This window comes from Aestuarium zhoushanense (genome assembly GCF_056431045.1).
Genome location: NZ_JBWKMA010000015.1, coordinates 215,346 through 233,351 on the forward strand (window position 1 = coordinate 215,346; position 18,006 = coordinate 233,351).

Annotated in this window: 13 protein-coding genes; 7 read left to right on the forward strand and 6 right to left on the reverse strand. The window is 56.0% G+C overall.

Annotated elements, in window-relative coordinates; genetic code table 11:
• Nucleotides 1-76 precede the first annotated feature (76 nt).
• Nucleotides 77-775: a DUF502 domain-containing protein gene (locus AC07ED_RS06860; RefSeq protein WP_105236352.1), complete on the forward strand. Its 699-nt coding sequence runs from the start codon at nt 77-79 to the stop codon at nt 773-775.
• On the opposite strand, the gene AC07ED_RS06865 is transcribed toward AC07ED_RS06860, so the two are convergent.
• Both AC07ED_RS06865 and AC07ED_RS06870 read right to left on the reverse strand, forming a co-directional pair.
• Nucleotides 772-1,806, reverse strand: a complete 1,035-nt coding sequence (locus AC07ED_RS06865) for a patatin-like phospholipase family protein (protein WP_105235111.1) — start codon at nt 1,804-1,806, stop codon at nt 772-774. The two genes, AC07ED_RS06860 and AC07ED_RS06865, sit on opposite strands and share 4 nt — an antisense overlap.
• Nucleotides 1,807-1,921: 115 nt before the next feature.
• Entirely contained in the window at nt 1,922-2,695 is a 774-nt protein-coding gene (locus tag AC07ED_RS06870) for a 3-hydroxybutyrate dehydrogenase (RefSeq protein WP_105235112.1), read from the reverse strand.
• Nucleotides 2,696-3,038: 343 nt separating this feature from the next.
• Between AC07ED_RS06870 and AC07ED_RS06875 the strand changes: the two genes are divergently transcribed.
• Nucleotides 3,039-4,856 (forward strand): extracellular solute-binding protein, encoded by a 1,818-nt coding sequence (locus AC07ED_RS06875; RefSeq protein ID WP_105235113.1) that lies wholly within the window; start codon nt 3,039-3,041, stop codon nt 4,854-4,856.
• 143 nt (nt 4,857-4,999) lie between these two features.
• Here AC07ED_RS06875 and AC07ED_RS06880 read toward each other — a convergent pair whose 3' ends face one another.
• Nucleotides 5,000-5,623 (reverse strand): helix-turn-helix domain-containing protein, encoded by a 624-nt coding sequence (locus AC07ED_RS06880; RefSeq protein WP_067544937.1) that lies wholly within the window; start codon nt 5,621-5,623, stop codon nt 5,000-5,002.
• Nucleotides 5,624-5,688: 65 nt separating this feature from the next.
• Here AC07ED_RS06880 and AC07ED_RS06885 point away from each other — a divergent pair, with 65 nt between their 5' ends.
• Both AC07ED_RS06885 and AC07ED_RS06890 read left to right on the forward strand, forming a co-directional pair.
• Nucleotides 5,689-7,212 carry a class I adenylate-forming enzyme family protein gene (locus AC07ED_RS06885; protein WP_105235114.1) on the forward strand — a complete coding sequence of 508 codons (1,524 nt, stop codon included), beginning with the start codon at nt 5,689-5,691 and terminating at the stop codon, nt 7,210-7,212.
• The gene (locus tag AC07ED_RS06890; RefSeq protein WP_105235115.1) at nt 7,199-7,843 is read left to right on the forward strand and encodes a DsbA family oxidoreductase; all 645 of its coding nucleotides are present in this window, start codon (nt 7,199-7,201) and stop codon (nt 7,841-7,843) included. Before AC07ED_RS06885 ends, AC07ED_RS06890 begins: the two co-directional genes overlap by 14 nt.
• A gap of 18 nt (nt 7,844-7,861) precedes the next feature.
• Here AC07ED_RS06890 and mfd read toward each other — a convergent pair whose 3' ends face one another.
• Nucleotides 7,862-11,314, reverse strand: a complete 3,453-nt coding sequence (gene mfd, locus AC07ED_RS06895) for a transcription-repair coupling factor (protein ID WP_105235116.1) — start codon at nt 11,312-11,314, stop codon at nt 7,862-7,864.
• Between the two features lie 35 nt (nt 11,315-11,349).
• A complete protein-coding gene (locus AC07ED_RS06900; protein WP_067544924.1) occupies nt 11,350-11,874 on the reverse strand; it encodes a component of SufBCD complex in 525 nt (174 codons plus the stop codon).
• Between the two features lie 113 nt (nt 11,875-11,987).
• Here AC07ED_RS06900 and hemB point away from each other — a divergent pair, with 113 nt between their 5' ends.
• The 3 genes from hemB to AC07ED_RS06915 all read left to right on the forward strand — a co-directional run bounded on the left by hemB (nt 11,988) and on the right by AC07ED_RS06915 (nt 14,264).
• A complete protein-coding gene (hemB, locus tag AC07ED_RS06905; RefSeq protein WP_105235117.1) occupies nt 11,988-12,986 on the forward strand; it encodes a porphobilinogen synthase in 999 nt (332 codons plus the stop codon).
• Between the two features lie 101 nt (nt 12,987-13,087).
• Nucleotides 13,088-13,642: a lipid-binding SYLF domain-containing protein gene (locus tag AC07ED_RS06910; RefSeq protein WP_067544918.1), complete on the forward strand. Its 555-nt coding sequence runs from the start codon at nt 13,088-13,090 to the stop codon at nt 13,640-13,642.
• A 4-nt stretch (nt 13,643-13,646) separates the two neighbouring features.
• Nucleotides 13,647-14,264 carry a nucleotidyltransferase family protein gene (locus AC07ED_RS06915; RefSeq protein WP_105235118.1) on the forward strand — a complete coding sequence of 206 codons (618 nt, stop codon included), beginning with the start codon at nt 13,647-13,649 and terminating at the stop codon, nt 14,262-14,264.
• 120 nt (nt 14,265-14,384) lie between these two features.
• Here the strand turns inward: AC07ED_RS06915 and AC07ED_RS06920 are convergent.
• A partial coding sequence (locus tag AC07ED_RS06920; protein WP_478241994.1) for an Ig-like domain-containing protein occupies nt 14,385-18,006 on the reverse strand: 3,622 nt, incomplete at its 5' end.

The following is an 18,006-nucleotide window of genomic DNA, read 5'->3' on the forward strand; positions in this document are numbered from 1 at the left end:
TATCACACTGACTTAACCGATCGGCTTAATCGTGAACGAATTCTCCCACATCGAACCACCCAAGCGTCGCCACTCCATGATCAGCGGCCTACGCAACAATTTCCTTGCGGGTCTCGTTGTGATCGCACCGATCGGTTTGACCGCATGGCTCATCTGGACCGTCGTGGGCTGGGTTGATGGTTTTGTTTGGCCGTTTGTCCCTGGATCCTACCATCCAGAAGCACTGATCAACCGTTGGTTCGGTGACCCAAATCCACTAAGCCCTGACCACATCACGATTAACGTCCGTGGCCTCGGTGTGGTGCTTTTCTTTATCGTCACGATCCTCACCGGCTGGGTCGCAAAAGGCTTGATTGGCCGCAGCTTTATCAGCTGGGGCGAAGGGCTTGTATCGCGGATGCCCGTCGTACGCTCGATCTACAATGGTGCGAAACAGCTCGCTGAAACCGTTTTTGCCCAAACTGAAACCAGCTTTGACCGCGCCTGTATGATCGAATACCCGCGCAAAGGCATTTGGGCTGTCGGCTTCATCTCGATCAAAGCCAAAGGTGAAATCGCAACAAAAGTGGAAAGCGACGACAAGATCATGACGGTCTTCTTGCCGACCACACCAAACCCCACATCAGGGTTCCTGTTGTTCGTCCCTGAATCCGATATCACCTACCTCGACATGTCGGTCGAAGATGCCGCCAAATTGGTGATCTCTGCGGGCCTCGTGTATCCCAACGATAAAAAAGTGATCCCGTCAGACACGAAGCCAGCGGAAAAACCTTAATCAAACATACCCGCTAGGTCGAAACTGCTCGACCTTCCGATGGTGTGTTTGTGGTTGCGCAAAAAGTCATCCATCGCCAGACGTCCTGCCTCTTTGAGACGTGACAGTATAATTGGCATCGCGATCATCTTGGTCGCAACGCTAAGTTCCGTCATCAAGGCATCGTCTTCGATCAGATGAACGTTCACGTCTTTCATTCGACCCTTTTTGACCGAGCCGTCCGCAATCAACCGTTTTACAAAATTGATCGCCCGCAGCTCGCGCAAGAGCGAGGTGTTAAAGCTGATCTCATTGATACGGTTCTGAATAGATTGGCTGTCTTGCGGCACCGTATCGCGATACAATGGGTTTATGTTCACAATCACAATGTCGTCTGGCAAGTGATTGGGAAATAGTGGGAAAAGAGCGGGGTTTCCCGTGTATCCGCCATCCCAATAGGCTTCTGTCTTGCCTGTTTTTGGATCATCGATTTCAACGGCCTCGAACAAGGTGGGCAAACATGCCGACGCGAGGATTGCCTTCGTCGTCACCTCATCGTCCTTGAACACTCTGATCTTGCCCGTCCTCACGTTCGTCGCACACACATGAAGTTCGGGGCCGTCGGATGCACAAACTGCATCCCATTCCAATTCACGAATAACGCGGTCAAGCGGGTTCTTGATCACACCGCCAAAGGCATATGGCGACAATGCCCGCGCCGCAGTATCCCACCAGAAATAAGCAGGGGAATAGGTCAACGCTTGGGTATAAAGTTCAGTCGCAGGCGCAAAGGGCGCAATCCATTTAGCAAGGTTTGTGTCCGTGACGGCCCCAACCTGACGCCACACCCAATTTAGGCTCTCACGAGCGCCTTCTCGGCCACCATTCACAAAGCCAGCTTTGAACGCAGCCCCGTTTAATGCGCCCGCGGAAGTGCCTGAAATTGCCGCGACCTCAACGTCGCTCTCGTCGAGCAAACGATCCAACACACCCCACGTAAAAGCGCCATGAGCGCCCCCGCCCTGAAGGGCAAGATTGATGTTATAGGTCATAATTCCCCAATGATGCAGCAAGCAGCAAAAAATAAGCCGCTCTAGTACAGAAACTTTCCCGACAAATGTCCCGTCGGAGGGTCAACTGGCGCCCCGATGGGCGCCAATCGTTTACTTACAGCGCAGTCCAGCCGCCATCGACGCTAATTGTCGTGCCAGTGATTTGGGCCGCAGCATCCGAACACAGGAACACAGCCGTCCCGCCAATTTGTTCCGTGGTCGCAAACTGTTTAGATGGCTGGCGCGAAAGAATGACCTGAGCCACCGCTTCTTCTTCGGTCAGGTTGTATTCCTTCGCCGTCGCTGGGATTTGCTGTTCGACCAACGGCGTCAGTACGTAGCCTGGGCAAATGGCATTACATGTGATGTCTTCTTGCGCGGTCTCGAGAGCGATCACCTTGGTCATACCGACAACACCGTGTTTCGCAGCAACATAGGCCGATTTAAACGGTGATGCGGTCAAACCGTGCGCAGAAGCGATATTGACCACGCGCCCCCAGCCCGCCTGACGCATCATCGGCAAAGCAGCAGCCGTTGTGTGGAACGCAGAGTTCATATTGATCGCAATGATCGCATCCCATTTTTCAACTGGGAACTCATCAATCGGCGACACATATTGAATACCAGCATTGTTCACGAGGATATCGCAGACGCCTGCTTTTTCGATCAGGGCACGACAATCGTCGCCTTTGGACATGTCCGCCTGTATGTATCGCACGGACACCCCGAACTCCGCCGCCAGAGAGGCCGCAAGGTCGTGATCCTCCGGACGGTCCGTAAAGGAGTTCAAAACAATGTCCGCACCCGCCTTCGCGAGTTCGCGCGCAACGCCCAGACCGATACCAGAGTTTGAACCTGTGACGACGGCGGTCTTACCTTTGAGTGACATAGATAGTCCCCTATTCGATTACTCGTTGGGCATCATAATGCTGCAACTGCAAAATAATTCAACGAATCTTCCAGCCAAACGCAAAAGAATCGCCCCAAATGGGAACCGATTCCCAAGAGGGTCACGCAGGATCACATTTGCGGGAAAGCCCAAGAAAAAAACGCCGGCACAAGGCCGGCGTTAAGTCATTGAGGCAGGTTTCATACAGGCAAGAAACCTATCGAGCAGTGCCCTCTTTATAAGCAATCCATTGCCACTATCCAAGCTAAAAGTTTGAAAAGGATCAGAACCCTAGATACGGTTTGATTCAAACAATACAGGCCAACGGGGGATTGTTATCGAAATGAGACCAGTGTTTTTCAGGAATTTGCGCCAGTCGCTGACCGCGCTTCCGCTTTTGTTCGCCTCCACCTTTGCGTTCGCAGAACCAATGCATGGCATTTCGATGTATGGGGAGCCCGCATTGGCGGATGACTTCATCTCCCTTCCCTATGCCAATCCAGATGCGCCAAAGGGTGGCGCTATGATCACTGCCGAGGTCGGCAGCTTTGACAGCCTCAATCCCTATACCGACAGCGGCAAGGTGCCTTGGCAGATCAGCTACCTCGCAGGTGAAAGCCTGATGGGGCGGTCTTTGGATGAACCTTTCTCTCTTTACGGACTTCTGGCCGAAAGTATTGAGACGGGCCCGAACCGCGAATGGGTCGAATTCACCTTGCGTCCAGAGGCTGCATTCTCGGACGGTAGCCCTGTGACTGTTGAGGATGTGATATGGTCCTTTGAAACGCTCGGCACGGTCGGCAACGGTCGCTACCGTGGCTTCTGGTCAAAGGTCGAGAGCATTGAAGCAACGGGTGACCGCACCGTCCGCCTGACCTTCAATACCGAAGACCGCGAACTCGCCCTACTCGCGGGTCTGCGTCCGATCTTGCAGAAGGCCCAGTTCGAAGGCGTCGATTTCGCCAACGATGGGCCAGACATGATCCCGATCACATCATCGCCTTACGTGATCACCGATTATGAGATGGGCCGTTACGTCGAATTGACCCGCAACCCTGATTATTGGGGCAAGGATGTCCCGTTCCGCCGTGGAACGGCAAACTTTGACACTCTGCGGATTGAATTCTTCGGCGACGAAACCCCAGCGTTTGAGGCGTTCAAAACAGGCGAAGTCAACTTCACCCGTGAATTCAACGAAGCCCGCTGGGACACCCAATACGACTTCCCCCGCGTTCAAGACGGCGACGTGGTAAAGGCCGTCCTGACACACGAACGTCCTTCTGGGATGACAGGCTTTGTGATGAACACCCGCCGCGCCCCGTTCGACGATTGGCGCGTGCGTGATGCGATGCTGCAGGTGTTCAACTTTGAATTCATCAACGAGGCGATGACAGGTGGCAGCCAGCCGCGCATTACCTCCTACTACTCGAATTCACCGCTCGGGATGAAAAATGGTCCCGCTGAGGGCCGCGTACGTGAGCTCCTAGAACCATTCGCAGATAGCCTCCTGCCTGGTGCGATTGACGGATACGAACTGCCCGTAAGTGATGGCAGTGAGTTGAACCGTCGTGGGGTGCGCGCTGCTCTCGCCATGTTCGACGAAGCTGGTTGGACACCTGGTGCTGACGGTGTTCTACGCGATGCTAACGGTCAGGCCTTTGAATTCGAAATCCTGATCCAAACAGGCGCCAGCGAAATCGAAGCCATCGCCGATATGTATGTCCAAGCCCTCCAGCGGGTCGGGGTTCAGGCCAAAGTGACAAATGTCGACAGCGCCCAGTTTGCAGAACGCAACGGCACCTATGATTTCGACGTGACCTACTATCGCCGCGGTCTGTCGCTCTCACCCGGCAACGAACAATACGCCTACTACGGCTCTGAATATGCCGACACCCAAGGCGGGCGTAACCTCATGGGGGTAAAGTCCGAAGCTGTAGACGCCTTAATCGGGCATCTCTTGACCTCAGAGAGCCAAGACGATTTTGTAGCGGCTGTACGGGCGCTTGACCGCGTCCTCACTTCGGGGCGATACGTCCTACCGATATACCAATGGAACATCACACGGATTGCGCATGACAAAGACCTCCACTACCCCGCAGAAATGCCCATCTTTGGCGACTGGCCAGGCTGGCAACCGGATGTCTGGTGGCATGAAGACTAAGGCCGTCCTAGTCGCTGCGACGCTTCTGGCTCTCGCTGGCTGCAACACGGTCGCGGGTGTCGGCGAAGATATCGCAGGCGGCGCGCGCACAGTTCAAACGTGGTTCTAAGCTGAAATTCGGGCCGGTTCGCCGGCCCTTTTCATTAGGCGAGCGATGTAACCCAAAGGATCAATGCATCTTCGGGGCTGGTAGACACAACGTTGTGCCCCATTGACGCATCGTAGTAGGCGCTATCACCGCGTTTCATCTCAACAGGCTCGTAAAATTCGGTGAATAGTTTGACCGTGCCCGTCAGCACATACAAAAACTCTTCGCCATCGTGGCGCACCCAACCGTCGAACTCATCCATGCTGCGTGCTCGGACACGAGCGCGATACGGCAGCATTTGCTTTTTGGTCAGCTGATCCGCCAGCATCTCATGTTCATATGTCGCTGTGATATGCGCACCACCTTCGCCACCACGGGTCATAACCATGCGGCCATTGACCTGAGTCCGACTGGGCGGCGTGAACAACTGAGGCACGGAAATTCCCAACCCGACAGCGAGCTTTTTGAGCGCGTCATAGGTCGGTGACATTTGCCCGTTTTCAATCTTTGACAAGGTCGACCGCGCAAGTCCCGCCTGTTGGGCCGCTTGCTCAAGCGTCCAATCCCGTTCTTTGCGCAACTCACGAACTCGCACCCCTAAATCGAGAGGCAGTGCCGATTCAGTTTCGCCGCTTTCGCGGGCAATGCGGATGAGGCTCGTATTGTCGTTTTTTGTCATGGCGTCTGTATACGGCTTTGATTGATATGCTTGCAATGACCTCAAAGCCCTTCTAGCGATGTCACATGATTAGCGAAATCGACACCAGCCCTTTCACTGCCTGTCCTGAGCCGTTCAATATGGCCGACCACGTCCTGCAGGCTGGCCGTGCAACGCCCGACAAGGTCGCCCTCTCTGTGATCAGCGAAAACACATCCGAGGAATGGACCTTTGCCGACCTAGAAACCGCAATCCGTGGCGTCGCGGCTGGACTTCTGGCCAAAGGATTGACCGTTGGCGACCGCGTTTTGATGCGCTTGGGCAATACGCCCGAGTTCCCGATTTGCTATCTGGCGTCCATTGCCGTCGGGCTCATTCCCGTCCCGACCTCGTCGCAGCTCACCGCGACAGAGATCAGCAAGATCGCAAAAGAGATTGACCCAGCCCTCATCGTTGCCGATGAAGGGATCGCCCTCCCCGATCACACCGCCCCTGTCCTGATGGCGTCAGAACTAGAGGCGTTTCACAGCCTCGCCCCCGCGCCGGTTGATTTTGGGCCGTCTGATCGCCCCGCCTATATCATCTACACCTCTGGCACCTCTGGAAAACCTCGTGCCGTCGTTCACGCCCACCGCGCAGTCTGGGCGCGTCAAATGATGTGGACGGGCTGGTATGATTTGCGTCCGGCAGACCGCCTGATGCATGCAGGCGCGTTCAATTGGACCTATACGCTAGGTACGGGGCTCATGGACCCTTGGGCCGCTGGCGCAACGGCCCTCATCCCGGCAAACGGGACGAAACCTACGGACCTCCCCGCGCTCATCTCAGCACATCAGGCAACCCTAATCGCCGCCGCACCGGGTGTGTATCGTCAAATGTTGCGCTCTGAGATTCCTGCCATGTCGACCCTCAGGCACGGGTTTTCCGCGGGCGAAAAACTGCCCGAAAGCCTTCGTGAGGCGTGGACCACAGCAACAGGCACCAAACTCTACGAAGCCTACGGCATGTCCGAATGTTCGACCTTCCTATCGAGTTCCCCGTCACGCCCTGCGCCAACTGGAACGCTTGGTTTCCCTCAGACAGGACGACGGATCGCTTTGATCGATGAAAACGGCCCTGTTCCTATTGGCACAGCAGGCACCATCGCAGTTCACAAATCCGATCTCGGGCTGATGATCGGCTACCTCGATCAACCCGAAGAAACCGCTGCGCGATTTGTCGACGATTGGTTCCTCACGGGCGATGTTGGTCGAATGTCAGAGGATGGCGCCATCACATACGAGGGCCGCGTGGACGACATGATGAACGCTGGCGGCTATCGCGTCTCGCCTGTCGAAGTCGAAGAAGCCCTCGCCACGCACCCCGACATCCACGAGGTCGCTGCGAGCGAAGTCACCGTCAAAGCCGACACAACCGTGATCGCCGCTTTTTACACCAGCGCCAAAGAAATCGACACTGACGCGCTCGCGGCTTTTGCGGCCTCGCGAATTGCTCGCTATAAGTGCCCTCGTATCTTTGTGCGTGTCCCTGTGTTACCGCGTGGCGCAAACAACAAACTACTGCGCCGCAACTTGCGCGCCGACTGGGAGGCCACTCATGGTCAAGCTTGATATTTTCGCCGATCCGTCCTGCCCGTGGTGCTATATTGGCAAGGCCTATCTGGACCGTGCCCTAGAACAAGCACCAGACCATCCCTTTACCGTCGAATGGCATCCGTTCCAGCTGAACCCTGCTTTGCCGAAGGCTGGCGTCGATCGCGCCGCTTACCTCGAAGGGATCTTTGGCAGCAAGGACGCTGCAGTCGCGGCTCATGTCGAACTGCAGAAACACGCGGATCAAGCTGGCGTGACGTTCAATTTCGATGACATGAAAACTACGCCGAACACCTTGGACGCACATCGTCTCGTGTTCTGGGCAGGGATCGAAGGCCGCCAAACGGCAGCTATGTCTGCCCTACTGAAGGCCTACTGGACCGAAGGTCGTGACATTGGTAGCGCCGAAGTCTTGTGCGATATCGCTGATAGCATCGGGCTAGATGCGGCTGTTATTGCACGACTTTTGAAGTCGGACTCAGATGTGGAAAGCATTCTTAAACGCGAGGCTCACAGCCGCGAAATGGGTGTGCGTTCGGTGCCGACCTATATCGTCGGCGGCCAACACGCTATCGCGGGCGCACAACCCACTGAACTATGGTCGAAAGTCATCACTGACATCAAAGAGATGATCGCAACAGACGCATAAAATGGCAGGCGTAACGGTTTACGCCTGCTTGCTTTTCTTCTCTTCAGCAACTTTTTCAGCAAGGTCTTTGGCAATCGCAAAGGCCCCTTTGATCTTGTCTGCTTCAGTTTTCCACTCGCGGCCAACGACGATCTTGTTGTCTTTGACCTTCGCCATGCCTTTTTGCGCCTGAATAAATTCGACCAACCCTTTAGGTGATGCGAATTTATCGTTGTGGAACCGAATGGTAGCACCCTTAGGTCCACCGTCAAGCTGGCTGATACCCGCGCGTTTACACATCGCCTTGATCCGCACGATGAGCATCAGGGTGTTCACCTCTTTCGGCAACGGACCGAAACGGTCGATCAGTTCAGCCGCGAACCCTTCGAGTTCGACCTTTTTCGTCAAGGCAGACAAGCGACGATAGAGGCCCAAACGCACATCAAGATCAGCCACATAAGTCTCTGGGATCAATACAGAAACGCCAAGGTTGATCTGCGGTGCCCACTGTCCGTTGTCGTCCGACAGACCAATCGCGCCAGACTTGATCCGCGCAATCTCGTCTTCCAGCATTTGCTGGTACAACTCGTACCCGACCTCATTGATGTGGCCCGACTGCTCCTCACCGAGGAGGTTACCTGCACCACGGATATCAAGGTCTTGAGACGCAAGGGTAAATCCAGCCCCAAGGGTATCAAGGCTCCCCAACACTCGAAGACGCTTTTCGGCCTGAGGCGTCAGTTTCGCACGCGGCTTAGTCGTCAGATAGGCATAGGCGCGGGTCTTCGATCGACCGACACGCCCTCGGATTTGATAGAGCTGCGCAAGACCAAACATATCAGCACGGTGCACAATCATCGTGTTCGCCGTCGGAATATCCAAACCGCTCTCGACAATCGTTGTTGCCAAAAGCACGTCGTATTTCCCGTCGTAGAACGCGTTCATACGATCATCGAGCTCACCTGCCGCCATCTGACCATGTGCCACAACGAACGACACTTCGGGCACCTCGCGTTTGAGCCAATCCTCCATCTCGGGCAGATCAGACAAACGCGGCACAACAAAGAACGACTGGCCACCACGATAATGCTCGCGCAAGAGCGCCTCGCGGATCGTAATGGTGTCGAATTCGCTGACATAGGTTCGGATCGCCAAACGGTCGATGGGTGGCGTGCCGATGATCGACAAATCGCGCACCCCAGAGAGCGACAATTGCAGCGTCCGTGGGATCGGCGTCGCGGTCAGCGTGAGAACGTGAATATCAGAGCGCAATTGTTTCAGACGTTCTTTATGCTGCACACCAAAGTGCTGCTCTTCGTCGATGATCAGCAAGCCAATGTTGTTGAATTTCACGCCTTTCGCCAGCAGCGCATGGGTTCCGACAACAATATCGACCTGCCCGTTCGCCATGCCCTCACGAGTTTTCGCCGCATTCCCAGCACTGACAAACCGCGACAGAGGCGCTACGTTGATTGGGAAGCCACGGAACCGTTCGGCGAAGTTCTTATAGTGCTGACGCGCAAGCAATGTCGTCGGCGCAATCACCGCCACCTGAACACCCGACATCGCCGCAACAAAGGCGGCGCGGATTGCAACCTCGGTCTTGCCAAAGCCCACGTCGCCACAGATGAGACGATCCATCGGACGACCTGAATCTAGATCCTCAAGTACGTCGGAAATTGCCTGAAGCTGATCCTCGGTTTCCGCATAGGGGAAACGTGCAAGGAACTGATCCCACATGCCATCGGGTGGTGACAGAACAGGCGCTTTGCGCAACTCACGTTCGGCCGCTACGCGGATCAAACGTTCCGCCATCTGGCGAATACGCTCTTTCATGCGGGCTTTCTTCGCCTGCCATGCACCACCGCCCAGACGATCTAAAAGACCATCTTCGTGCCCGAATTTGGACAGCAGTTCGATATTCTCAACAGGCAGGTACAGCTTCGATCCTTCGGCATATTCCAGAAGAATACACTCATGCGCGGCGCCCAAAGCTTGAACGACCTCAAGGCCCTTGTATCGTCCGACACCGTGATCAACGTGTACGACAAGATCACCGGGTGTGAGGCTCTGCGTTTCGGTCAGGAAATTCTCGGCTTTACGCTTTTTCTTGGTCTGCCGAATAAGACGATCGCCTAGAACATCCTGTTCAGAAATGACCGTAAGGCCTTTGGTTTCAAATCCTTTTTCAAGGGGCCATATGGCGAGGTGTAGACCTGATTTCCCAACGCGAGAGAAGTTCTGCACGGGGATCACTTCACCAGCGCCCTCATCCTCCAAGAGCCCCATCAGACGTTCACGCGCACCCTCGGAATAGGATGCTACAACTACAGGCCCTTCAGACGCCCGTGCCTTAACGTGCAGCATCAGAGCTTTGAAAAGGTTTACGTTTTCCTGCTGGCGCTCAGGTGCGAAATCGCGACCAATGCGACCGCCTGCGTCGATCACACCCAGACCAGTCGATTGTTTGAGCGGCGTAAATTGCAGCACGCGACGATCCGCGATGACGGCCTCCCATGTGGGATCGTCCATATACATCAAGGCGGGCGGCGCTGGCTTATAAACGCTGTCCATCCGCCCCTTTTGTTTCAGGGCAAACATCCGCGTGTCATAGGCGTCTTCGATCATCGTCCATCGGGCGAGCCGCGTTGGCGTGACCTGATCGTCAATCGTCACCGTTGCGGTTGGGACGTAGTCAAACAACGTCTCAAGGTGGTCATGGAAGAACCCGAGCCAATGTTCCGCGCCCGCATGTTTGCGCCCCGCACTGATCGCCTCATACAGCGGATCGTCAGTGCCAGCCGCGCCAAATTCGATACGATAGTTCTGACGAAAACGCGTGATCGCCGCCTCATCGAGGATCACCTCGGAAACGGGCGCGAGTTCCACCACATCGAGCTTTTCCGTTGTCCTCTGGCTCGCTGGATCAAACCGCCGCGCACTGTCGAGAACGTCACCAAAGAGGTCCAGTCGCACTGGCCCCGCTTCACCCGGAGGGAAGATATCGATGATCCCGCCCCGAACCGCATAATCGCCAGGCTCCATCACAGTCGGTGATTGGGTAAACCCCATGCGGACCAAATACTGTTTTAACGCAGCCTCATCGATGCGGCTATTCACCCGCGCCGTAAAGGACGCCTCTTTTAGCAGCCCCCGCGCAGGGACACGTTGTGTCGCTGCATTGAGCGTCGTCAGCAGAACGAACTGCTTTGGCATCCCATGGGCCAATGCCGCCAAGGTCGCCATACGGGCCGCACAAATATCAGCGTTCGGAGATACACGGTCGTATGGCAAACAATCCCACGCAGGAAACACGACTACAGGCATCTCGGGCGCGTAAAACGCCAAGGCCGCTTGCATTTCGGTCAATCGCCGATCGTCCCGCGCGATGTGGAGCACGGGAGCGCCAGATTTTCCGACTTCATCAAGGATCAATTTCGCGTCAAACCCTTCGGGGGCGCCGCAAACGGTAATGTGGGATTGTGATTTCATGCGCGAGACCTACCCCGCCACGGGGTAAAGTCAACTCAGAACCCGTAAGCACCGCCAAGGTTCTGGTACATCCCGTAGGTCGCAGTCACAAAGATCGAGAACATACCGATGAATTGCACATAGGTGCGGTGACGCCGCAAACGGCGAAACAGCACCTCAGGCTCCATCCCTTCGGACCTAATCAGCATCGCCGTATTAATCGACAAAAGTCCAACCAATGACAACGGAAACCCGAGGAGGAACAGCGCCTCCGCGAATTCGATATGGTAAACGAACGCCAACAAAAACAGCCCCGTCAGCACAAAGCACATAAAGCCCGTAAGCCATAATCCGGATTGATGAGAGATATAGAGAAGACGGTTCACATTGACCCGAACAATCGCTTGAAGGTCTGCAAACGGCTCTCCACCCTCGCGGGCGGCACGTTGAATGAGGTCAAAGGGAACACCAATCACCCAATGACTGGTCGTCGACCACAGCACAGCGAGCGCAATCCAGAACCAAAGGTTCGAGAAAGAGCGCAAATCGATGACTTCAAATACCGTCTGGGTCCAGTTCACTGTCGTGCCTGATCTTTGTTTTCCGCCAACCTAAACTTCACCTGCGGCAAAGCCTAGACTTGTCGTCATGAAATTTCCGTGGCACCCATCGTGTGTGACATGAAAGGCCCGCTATGAAACCCACCGTCGCCCAATACCCTGCCGCTCGTTTGCGCCGCGTTCGTAAATCCCCTGCCATTCGCGCTTTGGTTCGCGAAAACACGCTGACAACTGACGATTTCATCTGGCCCGTCTTCCTCATGGAAGGCCGCGACGATGAAACCTCAATCGCGTCGATGCCAGGTGTGACCCGTAAAACGATCGACCGTGTGGTCAGAGCCGCCAAAGAAGCGCACGACTTGGGTATCCCCGCGATGTGCCTGTTTCCCTACACCTCGATGGAACATCGGACCGAAGATTGCGCGATGGCGTGGTCACCCGACAACCTGACAAACACAGCAATCCGCGCGATCAAAGATGCCGTTCCCGAAATGGCAATCATGACGGACATCGCGCTCGACCCCTATAACATCAATGGGCACGACGGTTATGTGGTGGATGGCGAAATCATCAATGACGAAACGGTCGAGGCATTGGTGAAAATGGCATTGGCTCAGGCTGAAGCTGGTGCAGATATCCTCGGCCCCTCCGACATGATGGATGGCCGTATCGGCGCTATGCGATCAGCGCTAGAGAGCGAGGGCCATCAGAACGTTGCGATCCTGTCCTACACCGCCAAATACGCGTCGGGTTTCTATGGTCCGTTCCGTGACGCCGTTGGTGCATCGGGCGCGCTAAAGGGCGATAAAAAGACCTATCAGATGGATCCGGGCAACAGCGATGAAGCGCTTCGCCTTGTCGAACGCGACCTGATGGAAGGCGCGGATATGGTCATGGTGAAACCGGGAATGCCCTACCTCGATATCTGTCGTCGCGTGAAAGACAGCTTTGGCGTGCCGACCTATGCCTATCAAGTTTCAGGCGAATACGCGATGATCCAAGCAGCCGTTCAAAACGGTTGGCTCGACGGGGAAAAAGTCATGCTCGAAAGCCTCTTGTGCTTCAAACGCGCGGGCTGCGACGGCATCCTGACGTATTTCGCCCCCGAAGCGGCGCGGCTCTTAAACGGCTAACACCCGCGCACACCTTATGTAGTGGATGACAGGCGCGAAAATCGCGCCTATAGTTCGCGTGATAGAGCGGCAAAAGCCGCCCCCAGATAGAGGCACGAGCAATGACCCTTCTTACCCGCCGCAATTTTGCGCTAGGCTCTTTGGCAACGACTGTCGCCGCCTGTTCCAACGGTGTTGGCACAAACGCCGCCGCGACAATTGACGCGCGCGTCGATAGCACGCTGTCGTATATGTATAGCACCTACCCTGCGACCCGCGATCTTTCGATGAAAGCCGCCGGTATGCTGGTTATGCCGCTCGTCACCGAAGTTGGCTTTGGCCTAGGTGGATCGTTCGGTCGTGGTGCCCTGCGGATCAGCCAATCCACCGTCGACTACTACTCTGCCGCATCGGCAAGCGCGGGTCTCCAGCTTGGCGGTCAGCAATATAGCCACGTCCTGTTCTTCATGACCGAAGAAGCGCTGATGGAGTTCCGTTCCTCTCCGGGTTGGGCTGCCGGTGCAGATATCGAATACGCTCTGAACGATCAGGGCGATACGCTGCGCGCTCAGACGACGACTTCGCTGTCGCCCGTGATTGCGGTCGTGTTCGCTCAGGCGGGGTTCCGCGTTGGTGCCACGCTCGAAGGCACCAAATACACCCGCATCCTTCCGTAAAACCATGACAGCGCCGGCACCCTCCGTTGGCACTGTCGTCCTGATCCTCGCTGCTGGGCAGTCGTCGCGGATGCGCGGCGGAGATAAACTGCGCGAGCTTGTCGATGGCGTGCCCTTGTTGCGGCTTCAGTGTCAACGCGCGCTCGGGCTTGGCCTTCCCGTCTACGTCGCCCTGCCATCGGCAGACCACCCGCGTCTGGCGCTCATCGCGGACCTGCCCGTGACCCATCTCATCGTCCCCGAAGCATCCGAGGGAATGTCAGGCTCCATGCGTGGCGCAGTCGCGCGAATACCAGAGTGGTCCCATCTCCTAATGGTCCTGCCTGATTTGATTGAAATTGAAACCGCAGATATGGCCGCTGTTCTAGCAGGCCCTGCCCAAGCCCCCGATGCCCTCATTTGGCGCGGCGCGACAGATGACTTTCAACCCGGTCATCCGATCCTTTTTGACGGCTCGCTACGCGAAAATTTTGCTACGATCAGAGGCGATCAAGGCGGCAACTGCATTGTGCGCCCGTATCGCGACCGAACTCACCTCGTGCCCCTGCCCGATCAACGCGCCCGACGCGACCTCGACACGCCCGAGGACTGGGCCGAATTTCGCGCAGAAACAGGCCGCTGAAACGCAACATCCCGATGTCTCGGGCCACGAGGGTGTCGCCCAAGATCATCGGGATGGCTGTCTGACCCACCTTCAGACTTGCGACCGGAAAAGTAGCCCCCTTCCGGTCAGCTGCACGTCTTAACGGACCAGAAGTTTGGCCTCGTGTTTTTTCAGCGCACGACGAGCGGATTGATAATCCTGAATGCCCGCTTTCTCCTTCAGCTCGGGGAAGAGTTCGAAAATCTCGTTCCGCTGGCTGTTGCCGATACCCTTGAGGCTATAGTCACCAGGCTGGAAGCTTTCCGTCCATGCGCCATCCGACAGCACCACTTCATGACGTTCAAACATGAAGTGAATGTAAGTCGTGTTGGTCACATCAACCTGATGGATACCCGCGCTACCGACCAAGTGTTTCGCCGCAGCCAGAACTTCACGCTCTTCAAAGTAGAGTTGCGTGAGGTCGGAGGCGACCAGAACACGGTGGTTCGGCGACACAAGCATATCACGTTCAGGCAGACCGTTGCCCAAAGCACCAGCCTTGATCAGGATCGGCTTGAGGTGCGGGTTCGCAATCAACTGCTTGCCCGGCATCTCTTTCTGACCCAACCAAGCGATTTCTTGGATGCCATTGTCACGTGTGATGATCTTGTCCCCAACATGGAGCTGTTCCACAGGAACCTGCCCACGCGGTGTCGCGATCAACGTACCCGGTGTGAAGCACGGGATAACATTCTCAATCTCCGAGAAGGTCATCACCGAACCGTCGTTGAAGAACACAGTCCCAGCTTCAGGATCGCTGCTGTTGTAGACGATATGATCGACACCGCTGCCGGTCAGGTTCAGCACGTCAACATCTAGACCATCAGCGTCTTCGCCACCGACAACAATGTCGCCACCGTTGCCGCCGTAGAAGGTGTCATTCCCGAAGCCACCCTGCATGATGTCTTCGCCCGTGCCACCGATGATAATGTCATCATCGTCCCCACCAAAGATGAGGTCGTCGCCTTGGCCACCTTGCAGCGTGTCGTCACCAGCGTTGCCGTGAATGACGTCGTCATCAATACCGCCATCAACGAAGTCGTTGCCAGCGCCACCGCTGATCAGGTCATCGTCATCGCCGCCATAGATGGTGTCGTTGCCAGCGCCGCCCGAGATGATGTCCTTGTTGTTATTGGTAACAAGGTCTTCACCGAGGTCGTTGCTATCACCGTCGCCATCCAGATCATCAGGAAGGTCGAGGACATCAGTCGTCAAACCACCGTAGATCAGGTCATCACCGTCACCGCCGAGGATCTGGTCATCGCCTTCGCTGCCGATGATGGTATCGTTGCCATCCTCACCGTAGATCAGGTCGTCATCGACGCCACCGTCAATCGTGTCATTGCCAGTGCCACCATAAATGGTGTCATTGTCATCGCCCGTGGTGATCGTGTCGTTGCCAGCTCCGCCATAAACGGTATCCCGATCATCGAATGGATCGCTATCGGCCGCATACACACCTGGATAGGCCGTATCGGGGCTTTGCTGACCACCTGCGGTGTTGATGACATCGTCCCCATCTTCACCAAACACAGTATCCGAACCACTATCATCTAGGATCGTGTCATTGCCGACGCCACCGTAGACTTCGTCATCTCCATCGCCCGAGAGGATGGTGTCATCACCCTCGTAGCCATAGATCAGGTCGTCATCACCAGTGTCACCCGGCAGGATCGCGTCGTCATTGTCAACGAAGTCACCATTCGGATCGCCCGCATAGTTGTCGTCAATGATATCGTCGCCCGAGGTCCCTTCGACCGTTCCATCTGGAACTGGCGGAGGCGGCGGAGGCGCATCATTCACCGTCACAGTGACAACGGCATCAGCGGTCAGACCATCCGCATCCTCGATGGTATAGCTGATTGTCGCCTCACCTTCGAAGCCAGCTGCAGGTGTAAAGACAACCTTGTTGTCGACGATTTCAACGCTGCCCTGAACGTCAGGGACAGATGCGTCTATCACCGTTAGGACAGTGCCATCTGGATCGCTGTCGTTTTCCAGAACGTCGATGGTGACTGCCGTTTCAAAGTCAGTCGTTTCAACATCATCAACCGCAATCGGTGCCTCAAGAACGCTGTTTACGGTGACAGTGACTTTAGCCACATCGACCGCACCCTCTTCGTCCTCGATGGTGTAATCGATCGTCGCCTCACCAAAGAAGTTCGTTGCAGGTGTAAAGACCAGCTTATTACCAACGATCGCCACAGTGCCTTGGGCCGCAGGGACAGTCGCACCAATCACAGTCGGCGCACCGCCATCTGGGTTCTGGTCGTTGGCCACAACGTCGATGGTTACAGGCGTATCTTCGTCCGTCTGCGCAACGTCATCCACCGCAACGAGGTCATTCACCGGCAGAACATCAACATTCACAACCGCTGTGTCCGTGTTCCCGTCTGGATCGGTGACAGTGTAAGTGATCGTTGCAGGACCATTGAAGTCTTCAGCAGGCGAGAACACCAGCTTGCCGTCTACGATTTCAACAGTGCCCTGATCAACTGGAACAGTCGCTTCCGTGATGGTCAGCGGTTGACCATCTGGGTCGCTATCGTTCTCCAGAACATCAATCGTGACAGGCGTATCTTCCAGTGTCGCAGCGCAATCGTCTTCAGCATCAGGCGCGTCGCTCATGCCGTTAACGGTGACCACAACATTCGCTGTGTCCGTGTTGCCGTCTGGATCAGAGACCGTGTAGCTGATCGTTGCTTCACCGTTGAAGTCATCGGCAGGGGTGAACACCAGTTGACCGTTCACAATCTCGACCGTGCCTTGCTCGGCAGGAACAGTCGCTTCTGTGATCGTCAGCGGTTGGTTGTCTGGATCGCTGTCGTTGTCGAGCACGTCGATGGTGACAGCTGTGTCCTCATCGGTGGTCGCGGTGTCGTCCAACGCTTCTGGTGCGTCATCAACGGGGTTAACGGTGACCACAACATTGGCGGTGTCCGTGTTGCCGTCTGGATCAGAGACCGTGTAGCTGATCGTTGCCTCGCCGTTGAAGTCCGGCGCCGGTGTGAACACCAGCTGACCGTTCACGATCTCGACCGAGCCCTGCTCGGCCGGAACCGTTGCCTCAGTAATCGTCAGCGGCTGGTTGTCCGGATCACTGTCGTTGTCGAGCACGTCGATGGTGACAGCGGTGTCCTCATCGGTGGTCGCCGTGTCGTCGATAGCTTCTGGTGCGTCATCGACAGAGTTCACCGTCACAACCACATTGGCAGTGTCCGTGTTGCCGTCTGGATCCGCGACCGTGTAGCTGATCGTTGCCTCGCCGTTGAAGTCCGGCGCCGGTGTGAACACCAGCTGACCGTTCACGATCTCGACCGAGCCCTGCTCGGCCGGAACCGTTGCCTCAGTAATCGTCAGCGGCTGGTTGTCCGGATCGCTGTCGTTGTCGAGCACGTCGATGGTGACAGCGGTGTCCTCATCGGTGGTCGCCGTGTCGTCCAACGCTTCTGGAGCATCGTCAACAGTGTTAACGGTGACCACAACATTCGCTGTGTCCGTGTTGCCGTCTGGATCAGAGACCGTGTAGCTGATCGTAGCCTCACCGTTGAAGTCCGGCGCCGGTGTGAACACCAGTTGACCGTTCACAATCTCGACCGAGCCCTGCTCGGCAGGAACCGTGGCTTCGGTGATGGTCAGCGGCTGGTTGTCCGGATCGCTGTCGTTGTCGAGCACGTCGATGGTGACAGCGGTATCCTCATCGGTGGTCGCGGTGTCGTCC